At 61.8% G+C, this 17,365-nt stretch carries 12 protein-coding genes, 1 tRNA gene and 1 pseudogene; 6 read left to right on the forward strand and 8 right to left on the reverse strand.

Features of this window, described 5'->3' with window-relative positions:
• A pseudogene (locus EOB49_RS28170) lies at positions 1-217 on the forward strand (hypothetical protein); the annotation flags it as partial.
• Between the two features lie 131 nt (positions 218-348).
• Positions 349-425: transfer RNA gene (locus EOB49_RS28175), tRNA-Arg, on the forward strand.
• A 49-nt stretch (positions 426-474) separates the two neighbouring features.
• On the opposite strand, the gene EOB49_RS28180 is transcribed toward EOB49_RS28175, so the two are convergent.
• From EOB49_RS28180 to EOB49_RS28195, 4 genes are all read right to left on the reverse strand, one after another.
• Complete coding sequence (locus tag EOB49_RS28180; protein ID WP_127382907.1) at positions 475-3,594, reverse strand: type I restriction endonuclease; 3,120 nt, start codon at positions 3,592-3,594, stop codon at positions 475-477.
• Positions 3,594-5,573: a restriction endonuclease subunit S gene (locus EOB49_RS28185; RefSeq protein ID WP_127382908.1), complete on the reverse strand. Its 1,980-nt coding sequence runs from the start codon at positions 5,571-5,573 to the stop codon at positions 3,594-3,596. The genes EOB49_RS28180 and EOB49_RS28185 overlap by 1 nt, the downstream gene beginning before the upstream one ends.
• Positions 5,570-7,405 (reverse strand): class I SAM-dependent DNA methyltransferase, encoded by a 1,836-nt coding sequence (locus EOB49_RS28190; protein WP_127382909.1) that lies wholly within the window; start codon positions 7,403-7,405, stop codon positions 5,570-5,572. The genes EOB49_RS28185 and EOB49_RS28190 overlap by 4 nt, the downstream gene beginning before the upstream one ends.
• Before the next feature lie 94 nt (positions 7,406-7,499).
• Positions 7,500-8,624, reverse strand: coding sequence for a LacI family DNA-binding transcriptional regulator (locus EOB49_RS28195; RefSeq protein ID WP_164781831.1), 1,125 nt, complete (start codon positions 8,622-8,624; stop codon positions 7,500-7,502).
• Between the two features lie 576 nt (positions 8,625-9,200).
• Here EOB49_RS28195 and EOB49_RS28205 point away from each other — a divergent pair.
• The 4 genes from EOB49_RS28205 to EOB49_RS28220 all read left to right on the forward strand — a co-directional run bounded on the left by EOB49_RS28205 (position 9,201) and on the right by EOB49_RS28220 (position 13,787).
• On the forward strand, positions 9,201-10,163 hold the full coding sequence (locus EOB49_RS28205) for a sugar-binding protein (RefSeq protein ID WP_127382910.1): 963 nt from the start codon (positions 9,201-9,203) through the stop codon (positions 10,161-10,163).
• Positions 10,164-10,277: 114 nt separating this feature from the next.
• Positions 10,278-11,816 carry a sugar ABC transporter ATP-binding protein gene (locus EOB49_RS28210; protein ID WP_127382915.1) on the forward strand — a complete coding sequence of 513 codons (1,539 nt, stop codon included), beginning with the start codon at positions 10,278-10,280 and terminating at the stop codon, positions 11,814-11,816.
• A gap of 53 nt (positions 11,817-11,869) precedes the next feature.
• Positions 11,870-12,865, forward strand: a complete 996-nt coding sequence (locus EOB49_RS28215) for an ABC transporter permease (RefSeq protein ID WP_027040007.1) — start codon at positions 11,870-11,872, stop codon at positions 12,863-12,865.
• Between the two features lie 292 nt (positions 12,866-13,157).
• Positions 13,158-13,787, forward strand: a complete 630-nt coding sequence (locus EOB49_RS28220; protein WP_245472864.1) for a hypothetical protein — start codon at positions 13,158-13,160, stop codon at positions 13,785-13,787.
• Between the two features lie 39 nt (positions 13,788-13,826).
• Here EOB49_RS28220 and phnN read toward each other — a convergent pair whose 3' ends face one another.
• From phnN to iolB, 4 genes are all read right to left on the reverse strand, one after another.
• Positions 13,827-14,456 carry a phosphonate metabolism protein/1,5-bisphosphokinase (PRPP-forming) PhnN gene (gene phnN, locus EOB49_RS28225; RefSeq protein WP_164781832.1) on the reverse strand — a complete coding sequence of 210 codons (630 nt, stop codon included), beginning with the start codon at positions 14,454-14,456 and terminating at the stop codon, positions 13,827-13,829.
• Positions 14,453-15,592 carry an alpha-D-ribose 1-methylphosphonate 5-triphosphate diphosphatase gene (locus tag EOB49_RS28230; protein ID WP_127382911.1) on the reverse strand — a complete coding sequence of 380 codons (1,140 nt, stop codon included), beginning with the start codon at positions 15,590-15,592 and terminating at the stop codon, positions 14,453-14,455. Before EOB49_RS28230 ends, phnN begins: the two co-directional genes overlap by 4 nt.
• Position 15,593: 1 nt before the next feature.
• A complete protein-coding gene (locus tag EOB49_RS28235; RefSeq protein WP_127382912.1) occupies positions 15,594-16,313 on the reverse strand; it encodes a DUF1045 domain-containing protein in 720 nt (239 codons plus the stop codon).
• A 153-nt stretch (positions 16,314-16,466) separates the two neighbouring features.
• A complete protein-coding gene (iolB, locus tag EOB49_RS28240) occupies positions 16,467-17,279 on the reverse strand; it encodes a 5-deoxy-glucuronate isomerase (RefSeq protein ID WP_127382913.1) in 813 nt (270 codons plus the stop codon).
• Positions 17,280-17,365 lie beyond the last annotated feature (86 nt).

A 17,365-nucleotide genomic window follows, 5' to 3' on the forward strand; every position in this document is an offset into this window, starting at 1 on the left:
GCGCTCCTTCAACGACTACCGCGTCAACCTCAAGGCCGAGCTCGAAGTGCGCCATTTGCACGAAAAACTCGACTACCTCATCTCGCGCCAATGGACGCGCCTGGCCGAAATGCAGCAGATGCAGCTGGATGCGATGCACGAACTGGCCGGTGCCAAGAAGCCGAAGCGGGCAGTGCGCGGACGGCGGGCGGTGAAGGCGGGGGCGGCAACCTCATAGGCCGCAGCCCGGACGCATCGAGCCCAAGTCGCTGCCCAATCGCCATTTGCCCGTTGAAGCCCGCGCCCGCTTCCGCTAAGAAGCCGTGACTTGCCGGTTCACCGGCTGGTTCGTTTTCCGGATTCCGGAAAGCACCCGTAGCTCAGCTGGATAGAGCGCTGCCCTCCGAAGGCAGAGGTCACAGGTTCGAATCCTGTCGGGTGCGCCAGACTCAAACGGTTCGTTGACCGTCCAGACTAGAATCGCCAATTGACGATCTATGAGGCGTCGGCCTCTTCCCGCTGCGTCCGCAATCCCTCCCAAAGCTGCCCCGGCCCTAGAAGCACGTCCTTGAGGCCCTCGCGAACCTCTGCGGAATCTAGCGCCTGTTTGCTCATCGTCGTGTGAGCCTCGAAAGCGTCGATGATGGCATCAAGGATGGCCTTGGACAATGCCGGGGAGTTGGCGAATTGCTCCTTGGTGTTGTTCACCGCCTGTTGTGCCAGCGTCTCGCTTTCCAGCAATTTTCCCTTGATGACGTTGTTGACGTAAATCAGCCGGTCGTCATCGGTGGTATCTCCCTGAAACAGGTCGTTCACCTTGGCGATGATCTCGGCCAGCAGCGCCCGTTCCTTCTCGGTGATGGAGCCCGACCCCGGCGCTATGTATGGCTCAAGCGGTTCGCTGAATCCGCCTAGCACCAGCAGCGTCTTACCCTTGCTGGAAAGCTTGTGGTGCGTCAGCACGATGTTGGAGACATCAACTCCTTCGCGCTGCCGACCGAACTCCAACAGCGGAATCAAGCGGCGGAAGAAGATGCTTCGCGCTTCGATGGCAGTGTTGCCGTAGTCGAATATCTGGGAGAGGAACGTATAAAGGCGGACGAAGGCCCCCATGTCGTTCCTGAAAAGCAATAGGGCGCTCATCTCGTCCTGGGCATCCCTGGCTGCCTTCTCGTCATCGCGGGCTGCTGCCGCCTTCAAGCGTTCCTGCGCTCCCCGGTAGGACCGCAACAGACGATCGGCCACGGGCATGATGGCCGCCACCAGGTCGCCCTGCTTCGAGCTTGGCTCCAACTCGACCTTGACGACGCGATCGACCTCGAAGTCGTCATAGTAGCCGAGGGCATCCAGCTTGGCCCTGAGATCGTAAACGAGATTGGGGTCGGTCACGTTCTCCAGGGTTGCTGTCTGGTAATAGATCTGGAATGCTTTCAGGATGTCATCGCTGCTGTTGACAAAGTCGAGGACGAAGGTCGTGTCCTTGCCTGGATGGGCTCGATTAAGCCGGGACAACGTTTGTACTGCCTGAATGCCTGCGAGTCGGCGGTCCACATACATGCCACAGAGCAGTGGCTGGTCGAATCCCGTTTGGAATTTGTTGGCGACCAGTAGGATGTGATAGTCGGGCAGCTTGAAGGCTTCCCGGATGTCGCGCCCGTTGAGCCCAGGGTTCAATTCCTTGCTGGTTTCGCTGAACGGGTCAGGTCCGCTCTCCCGATCGTTCACCTCGCCGGAGAAGGCAACGAGCGCCCCAAACTTGTAGCCTTTCTCGCGAATGTATTTCTGGATGGCGATCTGCCAGCGCACGGCCTCCAGGCGGCTGCCGACGACGACCATCGCCTTCGCCTTGCCGTCCAGCAGCGGCTGTACAAGCGAGCGGTAGTGCTCGACGACTATCTGCACCTTCTGGCTGATATTGTATGGGTGAAGCCGGACCCAGCGCATCAGCGTCTTGACCGCCTCGGAACGCTCTACCTCCTTTTCGTCCATCTCCTCGCCGTCGCTGGCGAGCTTGAAGGCCAGGCTGTAGGGCGTGTAGTTCTGGAGCACGTCGAGAATGAAGCCTTCTTCGATCGCTTGCCGCATGGAATATACGTGGAAGGCCGCTGGGAGGTTCTCGTCGCTCGCCGGCTGCGAAGGGTCAGGGCGACGCCCGAACAGCTCCAGCGTCTTCGCCTTGGGCGTTGCGGTGAAGGCTACATAGGTGATGCCGGTGTCGGCCGCGCGAGCCGCCATCTGCGCCGCGAGAATGTCCTCGCTGCTGATCTCCCCGCCGTCGCCAAGAGTCGCCAGTTCCTCGGCTGAGAGAACTGCCTTCAGCTTTGCTGCCGCCTCGCCCGTTTGGCTAGAATGTGCCTCGTCGGCGATGACTGCAAACCGCTTGCCTTTGGTCGCAGCAAGCTCACGCACGGTTTCCAGCGCGAACGAAAAGGTCTGGATGGTGCAGACGACAATCTTCTTGCTGCCCGCCAGCGCCTCGGCCAGCTGCCCGCTCTTGGCTCCGTTGTCGTTCCTGATGACCGCGACGACGCCAGTTGTGCGCTCGAAGCCGAAGATGGCTTCCTGGAGCTGCGTGTCGATCACATTCCGGTCGGAGACCACGAGCACGGTGTCGAACATCTTGCGGTGCTGCTCGTCGTGCAAATCCGCCAGGAAGTGAGCCGACCAGGCGATGGAGTTGGTCTTGCCCGATCCCGCCGAGTGCTGGATCAGGTATTTGCCACCAGCTCCGTCTGCCAATACGGCCGCCTGAAGCTTTCGCGTCGCGTCGAGCTGGTGGTAGCGCGGGAAGATTACGCCCTTGATTTTCTTCTTGGCGTCCCGTCCTGCGACCATGTAGCGCCCCAGGATTTCGAGCCAGGAGTCGCGCTGCCAAATCTCTTCCCAGAGATAGGCTGTGGGGTGGCCGAGCGGGTTCGGCGGGTTTCCCCTGCCGCCGTCCTGACCCCGGTTGAACGGCAGGAAGCGCGTGGCCGGCCCCTCCAGCTTCGTCGCCATCATCACTTCGGCGTTGCTGACCGCGAAATGCACCAGTGCGCCGCTGGGGAATGCTAGCAGAGGCTCCGGGCGCTGGCCCTTGGGGTAGGGATGCCGGTCGAAGCGGTATTGATCTACGGCGTCCCGAATATTCTGTGTGAAGTCCGTCTTCAACTCTACAGTGGCCATCGGCAGCCCATTGAGGAACAGCACTAGGTCGATGCAGTTCTCGTTGGCCCGGGAGTAGCGCACCTGCCGTACCACGCGGAGCCGGTTGGCTTGGTAGCGAGTGAGAATGTCGGTATTCATCGCCAGCGCCGGTTTGAATTGGGCGAGGCTCAGCGGCGCTCTGAGGCCAATCAGTTCGACGCCATGGCGCAGCACTTCAAGCGTCCCGCGCTCGTCAAGCTGCTTGCGGATGCGGTCGAGGAGCATCGCTTCCGCCGCCTCACCATGGTTGTTGGTCAGTGTCGCCCAGGCGTTCGGTTGGCTCGCTTGCACCCAGGCAATGACGTCGGCGGAAAACAGAGCTCGCGCACGATCATAGGTAGCGAAATCACCTTCGGCATGAAACCAGCCATTGGCGGCAAGATAGTCGCAGACCTCCGCTTCGAAACTGATTTCCTTGTGGGCGGACATCACACGAACAGACGCCCCGTACTCGTCTTTACGCCATTGCCGCGCGGGACAAGACCGTGCCTGCGCATCCATCCGAGCCATGTGTGGAGTTCGTCCGCCCTGAACTTCTCCTTCTTTTCCGGATGCCAGTCGTTCAGTACTCCAGAAACAATGGCAGCGTCCGTCGGGTTATCCTTTGCAATGAGAGCGTCGTTCCAAACGGCATATAGCGTTGCGACTGCCTCAACACGCTTGGTGTCTAAATCCATCAGATCGGTAATTAGCTTATTGAACACTGCCTCACGAGGTCCGAGAATCTCCCTAACCTCAGTTCGGAAAGAGCCTCGCTGCCCGTAAATCTTATAGATGACCTGGCTTCCAGGTCCACCAGGTTGCTCAACTGCGATGTGGTTGGCTTCCTGCAGTTGTGTTTCAATTTCGTCGATCATGTCCCTGTCGAGAGGACCAGCCGCCTCGCGCAAGTAGGTGCCTTCAAGCTCATGCACACCGGCGTGTGCTTCTGCCAGATAGACGAGCTTATGCGCCTTGGTGCGGCCCGAGTTCGGTTTGGACGCGATAGCTTCAATGATTGTTGCTCCAATCAAAAGTCGCATTCGCAACCGGTTCGCTATTTGACCGGTATCTATGGGATCTCTCCGAACGTCTACCTTCCCAGTGACGGCAGCGGAGATGATAGCGGAACGGCGTTCAAGAAGGAGCGCGATAGAATTGTAGGCTTCTGTTTCTAGCTGACGGAGTTTTGCGATTTTTTCTTCTATCCAGGAAACGATTGACGGTTGCTCATCAATAGGCGGCAAAGAGATCGCAAGCTCAAGAATTGTTGACTGCGCTATATTCAACATGGAGTTGCTTGCCCCCGTCGCGCGGAGCTCTACCTGTTTTTTTGCTCCAGCGGTGCCTAGAAAGTAAGATATGAACTTCGGTATACAGTGAGTATCTGATAGCTTGAGACGAAAGAGTTTATCACACAGCATCAACCGGGGAAAATCGTCCTCAACGACAGCTGCGCTACCAACAAGCTCCCGAGTATTGGCGCGAGATATTAGCAAGTCATCTTTTCTTAGGGTGAGATGCGGCAAAGGCGCGAGTTCCATAGGCAGAGCCTTGTTCTCATTTTCATTAAACGTTCCGCCGTTCACACAGCCGACCTTGAGTACCCCCCATTCGTCTGGCGAAGCCACTGGATAAGGCTCACACTGTGGGCTCCATCCCTGTTCCATACCCATCGAAATGAACTTAATCCGCAGTATCGACCAATGTTGAGGTACATCGCCCAGCCACTCAACGCCTGAGTTCTTCATCGGTGCATCGGGGTCGATGCCCTTGGTGACCGCGCGTGAGATAACGACCTGCCGCTTCTCGTTGAGCAGTTCGACCAGCCGCTTCTGCTCCTCCACCAGCGCGTCTATTTTGGCGGTTTCGCTGTCGAGGAAGGCGGCGATGGCTGTTTGCGTGTTTAGGTCGGCTAAAGGGACGTAGAATTTGTTCAAGTCTTCTTGGAATAGATGGGGCACTCCCATGCCACCCTTAATCCGTTGGATCGTCTGCTCCATGTATGATGATTGGAAAAGGTAACGGAGGTAAGTGCCGTCGAGGTTGGGACCTGGGCTGATTACTGCGATCGAGCTGTTCACCGTGGTTGGTCGTGGGAGCGACCGAACCACATTGACCGTCCCCAGAGTCGACCCATCTTTGGCCAGAAGCACATCCCCTACGGAAAGCTTGATCTCTGGGGACTCTTCATACCTATCGAGACCGATAAAGTTTACATTCACGAAGTCAATTTCGCGTCCTTTGATATTCGGGGTCGAAAGGAATGCAAAGCCATCTTCCACATATTCCTCTGCCTTTAGTCCTTTCCAACCCAGACGGGCTCGAACCCAAGCTTCAAAGCCCAGTCGGCCTATTGTCCAGCCATTGGGGAGCTCTTCAAGCCCGGTTATCCCTGTGCGCCAGAATCCAGATTGGGCGGCAATCACGCTGAAAGGCCCCCAATCATCGCAAGGATGCGGCCCGTAACTTGCTTCAAGTCCGCATCGATTTCAGCCAAGTCACGCGGCGGCTCGAACACATAGAAATGACGATTGAAGGGGATTTCATAGCCGACCTTCGACTTCTCGTGATCGATCCAGGCGTCCGCCACATGGGGCAGGACTTCGCGCTTGAAGTAGGTCGCTACGTCCTCGCTCAGCGGCACGTTCTCCGTATCGCGCAAGGCGCTGTCGGCCTGCAGTTTCCCCTTGGCCCTACCCCTTTCGCCGAGCATGATCTTGCCCTTCTCGTCACGCAACGGGCGCTCGACGGTGATCGCGCGATATCCGAACGCCTCATTTGGGAAGATACGTGACAACGGCACGAGCTTGACCTTGCCCCCATCGGGCGCAGCTGGTGGAGTGTCCCCGTTGAGCAGAACCTCGCGGCCAACTTCCTTGCCGTCGGTATTGAGGACCGTGGCAAGCCTGGCTTCCGCAAAGCTTCCGAATAGTCGCGTGACGGTGGCGATGTCGGTCTCGCCCATTTCCTTGCGCTTGGAGCCCAACGTTTTGCGCATCTTCTGCCAAAAGCTCGACGCGTCGATCAACTGCACCTTGCCCTTGCGGTGGGTGGGCTTACGATTCGACAGCACCCAGACATAGGTCGAAATGCCGGTGTTGTAGAACATGTCGGTTGGGAGTGCGATGATCGCCTCGACTAGGTCGTTCTCCAGGACGTAGCGCCGGATTTCACTCTCGCCGCTGCCCGCGCCGCCGGTGAACAAAGGCGAGCCGTTGAGCACGATGCCGAAGCGGCTGCCTCCGTCGACCGCTGGCCGCATCTTGGACAGAAGATGCATCAGGAATAGCAGCGAGCCATCCGACACCCTGGGCAGTCCCGGGCCGAACCTGCCGTTGAACCCTTGATGCTCATGCTCAGATCGGACTGTCTTCTCGACCTTCTTCCACTCGACGCCGAACGGCGGGTTGGACAGCATGTAGTCGAACTTGCGGGTCGGGTGCCCGTCGTCGGAAAGCGTGTTGCCGAAGATGATGTTGCTGACATCCTGCCCCTTGATGAGCATGTCCGCTTTGCAAATTGCGTAGGACTCCGGGTTCAGTTCCTGACCATACATGACCAGGGATGCCCGGTCGTTGAGCTTGCTGAGATACTCGTCAGCGACAGACAGCATGCCGCCCGTGCCAGCCGTGGGGTCGTAGATGGTCCGCACCACGCCCGGTTTCGTGAGGATGGCGTCATCTTCGACAAATAGCAGATTGACCATCAGACGGATGACCTCGCGAGGCGTGAAATGCTCGCCGGCAGTCTCGTTTGAAAGTTCCGAGAATTTACGGATGAGTTCCTCGAAGACCAGCCCCATCTGGTGGTTGTCCACCTTGTCTGGATGAAGATCGATCCGGGCGAACCTTTCTGTGACCTGATAGAGTAGATCGGCCTTTCCCAATTCGTCCACCTGAGCGGCGAACTTGAAACGCTCGAAGATGTCCCGCACCGCCGGTGAGAAGGCGCGGATGTATGCATCGAGATTAGTCGCGATGTGGTCCTGGTCGCCCACGAGTTTGGGGATGCTCAGCGGCGAGGTGTTGTAGAAACTCTGGCCGGCCTTGCGCAGTAGAAAAGGCTCGGGGTTCATCCCCTGTGCGGTCTTGGCGGCATGTTCCGCAAGCACCGCCTCCTTGGTCGGCTCCAGGACGCAATCCAGCCGCCGCAGCACGGTGAAGGGCAGGATGACCTTGCCGTAGTCTGCCTGCTTGTAGTCGCCGCGAAGCAAATCCGCGACCGACCAGATGAACGACGAAAGTTCCTGCTGGTTCAATTTTGGTACCCCAAATCAGTCCGGGGGACTAGAGACCACAGGTCGGCAAATGGCAACGATGAAGCATTCGGTATGCGAATATCACGCTTAGCGCCTATCGCACCCCCGCCACCCCCCGCACACTCTCCCGCTCCACCAGGGGGCACTCCAGCTTGGTAATCGGATACCGCCCCCGTCCAGGCGCCGCCGGCGCTTCCAGCTGTTCGATCGCCCATTGGCCCATCGCCATATGCGGCAGGATCGAGGTCGTCAGCGGCGGGAAGAGGTGGCGGGCGATTTCCTCGTCGTCGTAGCCGACCACGGAGATGTCCTGCGGAATGTGCAGGCCGGCTTCCTTCAGCGCTTCGTAGCAGCCGATCGCGGTGCGGTCGTTCTGGCAGAAGATGGCGGTTGGCTTATCCCTGAGCGCCAGCAGCTTGACGGTGGCGGCGTAGCCGGCGCTGGCCGACCAGTCGCCCTCGACAACCAGTTCCGGATCGAACGGGATGTCGGCGGTGGCGAGCGCGCGGCGGTAGCCTTTCAGCCGGTCCTGTGCAGCCTGCATCCACGGCTCTCCGGTGATGGTGGCGATGCGGCGGTGGCCGTGGCTGATCAGATGGCGGGTCGAGCTCTGGCCGCCGGCGATCTCGCTCGGCACCACGGCAGGGAAGGCGTAGTCGGCCGTGTAGCAGTTGAGCAGGATCACCGGGATGTCGAGGCCGTAGAGGTAATCGGGTGCCGATATCTCGCGGGTGAAAATGGTCATGTAGATCAGCGCCGAAATGCCCCGCTTGGTCAGTGCTGAAATGGCGCGCGGCTCCATGACGGAATCGCCCAGCGTCTGCGCCACCAGCAGCACGTTGCCGGCATTCCACGAGGCCTGGCGCGCGCCCTCGATGGCGACCACGGCTTCCGGGCTGGTGGCGAGCTGGTCGACGGCGAAGCCGATCACCCCGTCCAGCCCTTCGAAGGCGGGCCCCCCGAAGGCGGGCAGCGGCGGGTGAAGGGCCTCGAAAGCAGGCGCGGTGTAGCCAAGCGTCCGCGCGGCTTCGATCACCCGATCGCGGGTCTGCTGCGACAGCTTGATGCCCGGCGAATTGTTGAGCACGAAGGAAACGGTCGCCTGCGAGCAGCCGGCCGCCCTGGCGATATCGATCATGGTGACGCGGCCCTTGGCGCCCTTGGCCGGCGCCTTGCGCCGCCTCGCCGTGTCGCTGGCCCGATCCGTCGTCTCGCTCATGGCAAATCCCAGTCTGGCAGGCCGGTCAGGCCGGCAAGATGGCGTGACGCATTCGATTTATAGAGGTAACGCCAAGGTCGTTTATAACTATTAGCATGCCGGAGGTCCATCCGCCGTGGATCTCCATACAGGCCAAAACTCAAAAGGCGAAAGGCTTGGGCTGCAGCTCAGCCGTGGCGACGGCTCGTGGACGTATACGCCTCGAAACCGCTGATATTGCCTCAAAACTAATACTGTTTACTAATACAAAAATGCGCTGTACCGTCGATCGTCGCGTCCGGCCGGTCAGGTCCGGGGCGGCGGGAGAGTACGAAAAATGGCCCGGTGGCGAGCGGATCCTACCTCCGCAAGCCTTGTCTCGGATATGTGATATGTCAGACAAATCGGACTATTTACGAACGAAGGATGAGTCTCTAAGGTCCATGGTCGTGGCTGGAACGACGCCATTCTTTCGGTGCCGGGAACCCCTTTGAGGAGGAGGGCGTCCACGCTGCAAACGGCAAATCAGGTCAGTGCCAAAATCAGGTTAATGCAAGATCGGCCGGTCCAACGACTGAGCCAAACGGGAGGTTGAACATGAAATCCTTGATACGAAATGCATCCGTAGCCGCGACCGCGCTGCTGCTTGGCCTGTCGGCCACGGCAATCGCGCGCGCCCAAGACAAGCCGACGCTGGCTTTCGTCGTCAACGGCGCTTCCGATTTCTGGAAGGCCGCCGAAGCCGGCGTCAAGAAGGCGCAGGGCGAGCTGCCCGACTATACGCTCGAGCTAAAATATCCCGAACAGTCCTCGGTCGCCATCCAGCAGCGGCTGATGGACGATCTGGTGACCGCCGGCGTCAAGGGCATCATGGTCTCGGCCGTCGATCCCAAGACCTCGACCGACGGCCTCAACAAGATCGCTTCGGAAACCGCGCTGTTCACCACAGATTCGGACGCCCCGCAGACCAAGCGCGTCGCCTATATCGGCTCGTCCAATGTCGACGCCGGCAAGCAGGCGGCCGAAATCGCCAAGAAGGCGATGCCCAATGGCGGAAAATGCCTCGGCTTCGTCGGCCTGCTCGGCGCCGACAACGCCAAGGAGCGCATCCAGGGCATGAAGGACGGTTTGGCCGGCACCAAGATCGAGCTGATCGACGTGCGCGGCGACGACATCGACCAGGCGCGCGCCAAGAAGAACGTCGAGGACGCGCTGGTCGCCAGCCCCGACGTCACCTGCATGGTCGGCTTCTACTCCTACAACACGCCGCGCATCTATGAAGCACTGCGCGATGCCGGCAAGCTCGGCTCGATCACCGTCGTTGGTTTCGATGACGATCCGATCACGCTGGGCGGCGTCAAGGAAGGCACCGTTGCCGCAACCGTCGTGCAGCAGCCCTTCGAATGGGCCTACCAGGGCATGAAGCTGATGGCGGCCTATCTCAAGGGCGACAAGTCGGGCATCCCGGAAGGCAACCTCATCATCATCCCGACCAAGATCATCGGCAAGGATGACGTCGACGCCTACGCCGCCAATCTGAAGGCGATGGCCGGAAACTAAGACTTGAAGCAGTTCAGCCGGCTCAACGTCGCTTGGGCCGGCTGCTCGCATTGACGAACACCGCGAGGATCGTCAGTCGCCAAAAGGTCGGCCCGCCAATCGCTGTCAGGCATGATGAACTATTCTGATACATCCATCGCAGCAACGACGCCGTTCCTCAGCCTCGAGAACGTGCGCAAGACCTATCCGGGCGTCGTGGCGCTGGACGGCTTTTCCATGGAGGTCAGGCCGGGCGAGGTCATCGGCCTCGTCGGTGAAAACGGCGCCGGCAAATCGACCTTGATGAAGATCCTCGGCGGCGTCACCACGCCCGACAGCGGCACGATCACCGTCGACGGCACCGCGCATGACAGGCTTTCCGTCGAAGCCAGCCTGGGATCGGGCATCGCCTTCGTCCACCAGGAACTCAACCTGTTCGAAAATCTCGATGTCGCGGCAAACATCTTCTTCGGCCGCGAGCCGTTGCGCGCCGGGCCGCTGAAGCTCGTCGACCGCGCCAGGCTCCGCACCATGGTGGCGCCGCTTTTGAAGCGCGTCGGCGCCAATTTTTCCGCCGACACGCCGGTTGCGACTCTGTCGCTGGCGCAGCAGCAGATGGTCGAGATCGCCAAGGCGCTGTCGATCGAGGCGCGGCTGGTCATCCTCGACGAGCCGACATCGAGCCTGCCGCTCGCCGAGACCGACAAATTGCTCGACGTCATCAAGGCGCTGAAGGCCGACGGCATCAGCGTCATCTTCATTTCGCACCGCCTGCACGAGGTCGAGCGCGTCGCCGACCGTGTCGTCGTGCTGCGCGACGGCATGCTGGCCGGTACGCTGGGCAAGCATGACATCGGCCACGACCAGATGGTCAAGCTGATGATCGGCCGCATGCTGAAGGAGCGCGAAAAGGCCTCGGAAGCGGCGCGTGCGCCCGGCGCCGTAGCGCTTGCGGCCAAGGCCATCCGCACACCTGCCTATCCCGGCCGGCCGGTCGATCTCGACGTCAGGCGCGGCGAAATCCTCGGCCTCGCCGGCCTTGTCGGTTCCGGCCGCACCGAGCTGGCGCGGGTGTTCTTCGGCATCGACTCGAAGCTCGGCGGCGCGCTCGAACTCGACGGCAAGCCGCTTGTGCTCGGCTCGGCGGCCGACGCCGTCGCGCACGGCATCTTCCTGGTGCCGGAAGACCGCAAGCTCACCGGCATCCTGCTCGACCTGTCGATCGCGCAGAACATTTCCTTGCCCAATCTGCCCGCGCATGCGCGCCGCTCCCTGGTGTCCAAAAGCGCCGAGACCGCCACCGCCGAGAAGCAGAAGAAAGATCTCGGCATCAAGGCACCGTCGGTGCAGACGCGCACCGGCACGCTGTCGGGCGGCAACCAGCAGAAGGTCGTGCTCGGCAAATGGCTGGCCATGAACCCCAAGGTGATGATCCTCGACGAGCCGACGCGCGGCATCGACATCGGCGCGAAGGCGGAAATCTACGGGCTGATGCGGGCGCTCGCCGATGCCGGCGTCGCCGTGCTGATGATCTCCTCGGACATGGAAGAGGTGATCGGCGTGTCCGACCGCATCGCCGTCATGCATGAGGGCCAGATCTCCGGCATTCTCGACAAGGACCGGTTCAGCCAGGAAAACGTGCTGCTGCTGGCGGTGGGCAAGCAGCCGAAGTAGTTTTGCCGGGGTCTCGCTCAAGCGCGATCCGCTCAGGCATTGGGGAGAAGACGATGAGCAAGAAAGATCTCGGCCTGCTGATCCTGATCCTGGTGGTCGGGGCGATCGTGGCGATCATCAATCCGCGCTTCCTGCTGCCGATCAACCTCGCCAACACCTCGAACCTGATCGGCCTGTTCGGCATCCTGTCGATCGGCCAGGCCTTCGTCATCATCACCGGCGGCATCGAATTGTCGGTCGGCTCGGTGGTCGCGCTGCTCGGCACACTGTTCATCGACTTCATCGCCGTGCGTGGCATGGAATGGCCGCTGGCCTTCGTGCTCATCCTGGTGCTTGGCGCCATCATCGGCCTGGCGCATGGCTGGCTGATCACAAGGCTCAAGCTGCAGCCCTTCGTCGTCACCTTGTGCGGCCTGTTGATCTATCGCGGCGTCGCCCGCTTCTACACCGCCGACGGCACGGCAGGCTTCGCGTTCGGCCAGAATTTTCCCGACCTCGAATTCCTCACCGCCGGGCGCTCCTATGGCGTTCCCAACAGCTTCATCGCGCTGATCGTCATCTCGATCGTCATGTGGGTGGTGCTGCACCGCTCGGTGTTCGGCCGCTATCTCTACGCCATCGGCAAGAACGAGGAGGCGGCGAAATATTCCGGCATCCGCACCGGCCGCGTCGTCATCGCCGCCTACGTCATCTGCGGCGTGCTGACGGCGCTGTCGGCGATCTATTTCGCCATGTACACGCGCTCGATCTCACCGGCCAGCCACGGCCAGTTCTACGAACTCTACGCCATCGCCGCAGCCGTGCTCGGCGGCTTCTCGCTGCGCGGCGGCGAGGGCTCGCTGATCGGGGTCATCCTCGGCACGGTGCTGCTGCAGGAACTGCAGAACCTCGTCAACCTGCTCGGCATTCCGTCCTCGCTCAACTTCGCGGTGATGGGCGGCGTCATCCTCATCGGCGTGCTGGTCGACCAGCAATGGGGCGTGTTCCGGGAACGGCGGCTGATGGTCGACGCCACCCGCAAAAGCGCCGCCGGCGCGGCCGCGGAATAGCGCCTCGCGGCGAATGGCGGGCGATGGCTGCAATTCCTGAACCGTTGACGCTCAGGGCCGGCGCGCTCGAAGCCGAACTGGTGCCGCAAATCGGCGGCAGCCTCAGCGCGCTGCGCTGGCGCGGCATCGATCTCATGCGCAGGCTCTCGGACCATGATCGCGAAGCCGGCAATGTGCTTGGCGTCGCCATGTTCCCGATGACCCCCTACGCCAACCGCATCGCCGGAAACACCTTCGATTTCGAGCGAAGCGCTGGCGGGTCCAGCCCAACAATCCGCCCGAAGCCATCAACGTGCATGGCAGCGGTTGGAAACACCCCTGGACTGTCACTGCGGCGGGCGACGCCCAGGCAACGCTGTCGCTGGATATCGCAGCCGGCCTCGAACCCTACTCCTATCACGCGACGCAGGCTTTCGTGCTGTCCGAAGAAGGCCTCGACGTCACCATGACACTGACCAACACGGGGCCGGTTTCCATGCCGTTTGGTTTCGGCCTTCATCCCTGGTTCGATCGCGACCCGGACGTCACGCTGCAATTCAAGGCCGCGCGGTTCTATCTGGAGGAACCGCAAGGCATCTCCGGCGATCCGATAGCGCTTGCGCCCGAACTCGACTTCGCCGAGAGCCGGCCTTTACCCGCCGGCTGGCGCAACAATGATTATGGCGGCTGGACGGGTGAGGCGACGCTTCGCTTTCCGGCGCGCGGCGCGGGTTTGCGCATCAAGGCCGATCCGATCTTCAAGCACCTGATGCTGTACGCCGACCCGGCCAAGCCTTACTTTTGCGTCGAACCGCAGACCATGGCCTCCGGTGCTTTCAACCGGGGCGGATGGACCGATCCGGACGAGGGCGCCATCGTGCTCGCCCCAGGTGAAAGTTCGGTCGGCACGGTGTCGCTGATGCCCTTTGCGCTTGGGGCTTAAAGCGCCCATCGCGTGAACGAGGCGTCAGGAGCCGACGATCTAGATCAGGCCCGACATGTCGGAAAAAGCCATCGCCTTGCGCAGCACCTCGGCGAAGCGTTCGCCGGCCGCTTCGCGCGGGCCGCTGTTGTCGATCGAGGTGACGCCGGGCCCGGACAGAGTGACATTGGCGCTGCGCGCCAGCCGCGCCAGCACTTCGCCGCGTGACTCGCGGCCGCGCATCGCCAGACGCTCGGCCAGCACTTCAGGTGAGGCGGTGATCTCGACGATGGCCAGATTGGCATAGCGTTCGCGCAAGGAGGGAATGATCGCGCGCGACACATTGGCGACAGCGACACGGCCATTGGCAACGGACCAGTCGACATCGGCGGGGATGCCGTAGCGCAAGCCGTGCGCTTCCCAGGAGATGGCGAAGGCGCCATCGGCTTCGGCCTCGACGAAGGCGGCATCGGCCAGCGTGTCGTGGTCCTCGCTGGCGACATCGCTCGGCCTGGTGATGACGCGGCGGACGAACTCCAGCCTTGTCTCATCGGCAAAGCGGGCGCGGGCGTAGCCGATCACCGTGTCCTTGCCGGCGCCGCTTGGGCCGACGACGGCGACGAAAACGCCATCGCGGATCGGAAACGTCTCGGCCGACAGTTCCCGCTCGATCGATGCCGACACCATCATGCGACCCGGCTTCCCTGCCGCCAGACGGTACGCACCACCGGGACATGGTCGTCGACGCGCACGCGCACCAGATCGGCGCGGCGGCCCTGTTCGATCACGCCGCGATCGGTCAGGCCAACCGCATCGGCCGGGTTCTTCGAGACCATGGCGACGGCCTGCGGCAGGGAAATGCCTTCGACGACATCGCCGAGGAAGAACGCCGACTGGATCAGGCTGAAGGGAATGTAGTCGGACGACAAGATGTCGAGCAGGCCGTCGCTGGCCAGCGTACGGGCCGAGACATTGCCCGAATGCGAGGCGCCGCGCATGACGTTGGGCGCGCCCATCAGCACACCCATCCCGGCCTCTTTCGAGGCCCTGGCGGCCTCTTCCGTGGTCGGGAATTCGGCGACGCGCACGCCCTGCTCGATCGCCTCGTCGACATGGCCTGATGTGGCGTCGTCGTGGCTGGCCAGCACGATGCCGCGCTCCTGGCAGGCGGCTGATATCACCGCCCGGTTCGGCGCCGAATTGCGCGCCGATTCGGCCATCCGCTTTTCGCAGAACAGCTTGAAGTCGCGATCGGTCAGCTTCAGCTTGCGCTGGTAATAGTAGGCATAGGTCTCGAGATCGACGAACTGGCGCTGGCCTGGCGCATGGTCCATCAGCGACGCCAGCTTGACCCGCTCGTCGCCGTCGAAATTGGCGAAAGCCCTGAGGCAGTCCGGTGCCGAAACCTCGCAGCGCAGATGGATGAAATGGTCGGCGCGCAGACGGTCCTGCTTCACACTGTCCTCGATGGCGTCGGCCAGCTTGCGGATGTCGGCCGATGTCAGGTCGGCGTCTTCGTCCATGCCGACGCGCAAGGCGTCGAGCACGGTGGTGATGCCGGCGGTCGCCACCTGCGCGTCATGGGCGAGCACGGCGGCGATCGGATTCCAGCGCACCTTGGGCCGCGGCGCGTAGTGGCCCTCGAGGTGGTCCGTATGGAGTTCGACCAGCCCGGGAATGATGTAGTCGCCGCCCATATCCTCGCCGGTGCGGCTGGTGCCGGCTTCGATGCCGGCGATAAAGCCGTCGCGCAGCACCAGCGAGCCCTCGACAATCTCGTCGGCAAGCACGATGCGGGCATTGTGGAGAACAGTCTCGGCGGTCATTTCAGGCAGTCCTTGAGGCGGTTTTTCTGGCCGGGCGGCGCCCGAGCGCGTGATGCGAGAGCACCATGAACGGTGCACCCGGTTCGGTTTCGACAAACAAGGTCAGCGCATCCACCAGCACCTTCTGTTGCAGCACGTCCGCGAACAGGCTGTCGATCGCTGCGCGCAAACGAGGGCTTTCCTGTGACCCCGCCCGGCCGGACAGCGTCATGTGGAAGCGAAAGGTTTCGAAGACATAGGGGTAACCCCATTGGCAGAGGTTGCGGAACTCGGCCGGCTTCAGCGAATCCGGGCTGCGCCGCTCGATTTCCGCTTCGCTCAGCGGTGCGCGAAACCGGTCGAAGTCGCGCACCACGTCATCGGCGAACCGGTTGAGCGTAGGCACTGGCCCTTCCGGCACCAATGCGAAGAAGCCGTCGATCTGGCTGATCACGAGACGCGGGATGGTCACCACCGGCGTCACCTCGGCGAATTGGTCGAGTGCGGCACGCAGCGAGGTTTCGGTCTCGTTGGTAGCCAGGCGGAACGGGGCTTTCAGCGTCGCGTGAAAGCCATAACGGCGCGCCGAAGCGGTGTGGAAAGCGACTTCCGCCGCCGACAGGTCGGCCACCGCTTCGACCGGCCTCGTCGCGGCGCCGAACGGGTCGCGGCCCAGCCAGTCGGCGGCGATCCGCGCCAGAGGCTCGTCCTGCCGGGGGGTGAAATAGAGGGCGTAGCGCATGGAAAGTCCTTGTCAGCTTCGCTGCCATAGGTGATTTCCATGACGAATTGACGAAGCCTTGCTGGCTTTCAGGTAACAAAACGCTGCGGCGGGGTCATTAGCCGACGATTTTTTCGTGCTGGACCAGGGAGCGAGTGCTCACGCATCGACCGATCAGGCCTTCATCAACCACTCGTGCTCGGGCGCGTTGTGGAATTTCCACGTCCGCTTCGGCCCTGCCATGACGTTGAGATAATAGAGGTCGTAGCCGTGGCAGGCGGCGCAGGGGTGATAACCCTCGGGCACCAGCACGACATCGCCATCCTCGATCGCCATCGCTTCGTCGAGCGCGCGGTGGCCATTCTTGTCGGCATCGGTGTAGACGCGCTGGAAGGCAAAACCCTGCGGCGGGTTGAGGCGGTGATAGTAGGTTTCCTCGAGGTAGGATTCGGCGGGTAGATTGTCCTGGTCGTGCTTGTGCGGCGGATAGCTCGACGTGTGGCCGCCGGGCGTGATGACCTCGACCACCAGCAGCGAATCGGCCGGCTTGCCTTCCGGCAGGATGTTGGTGACGTAGCGGGTGTTGGTGCCCTTGCCGCGCACCTCCTGGCCGAGGTCGTCCGGCGCGATCACCCGCACCGGCAGACCGCCGCCAAGGCCCGGCGCCGAGCAGACCGCGAGTTCCAGTCCGGTGTCCGCTGTCACCGACCAGTCCGAACCCTCAGGCACATACACCGACCACGGCTTGCCCTCGAAGGGCGACATGCGCTCGCCGAGCAGGCCGAGCTCCTTGCCACCGGCTGACGCCTTGCCCTTGCCGGTGACGAACACCAGGCAGACTTCACGATCCTCCGTCTTGCCGGAGACGCTCTCGCCGGGCTTCAGCCGATGCAGGTCGAAACCGACATAGGTCCAGCCGGCGCTTTTCGGCGTCACATGGGCGACGCGGCCAAGGCCTTTGTCGGCTTTGACGAGCAGCTTCGACATTTTTGTCTCCTATTCCGTTGGCTTGAAGGGCTCCGTGAAGCCAAGCCGCCTGTTTGAAAGGGCCATCGCAAATCTTCGGCCGGCGC

Source organism: Mesorhizobium sp. M7A.F.Ca.MR.148.00.0.0 (assembly GCF_003997735.1).
Classification (GTDB): Bacteria; Pseudomonadota; Alphaproteobacteria; order Rhizobiales; family Rhizobiaceae; genus Mesorhizobium.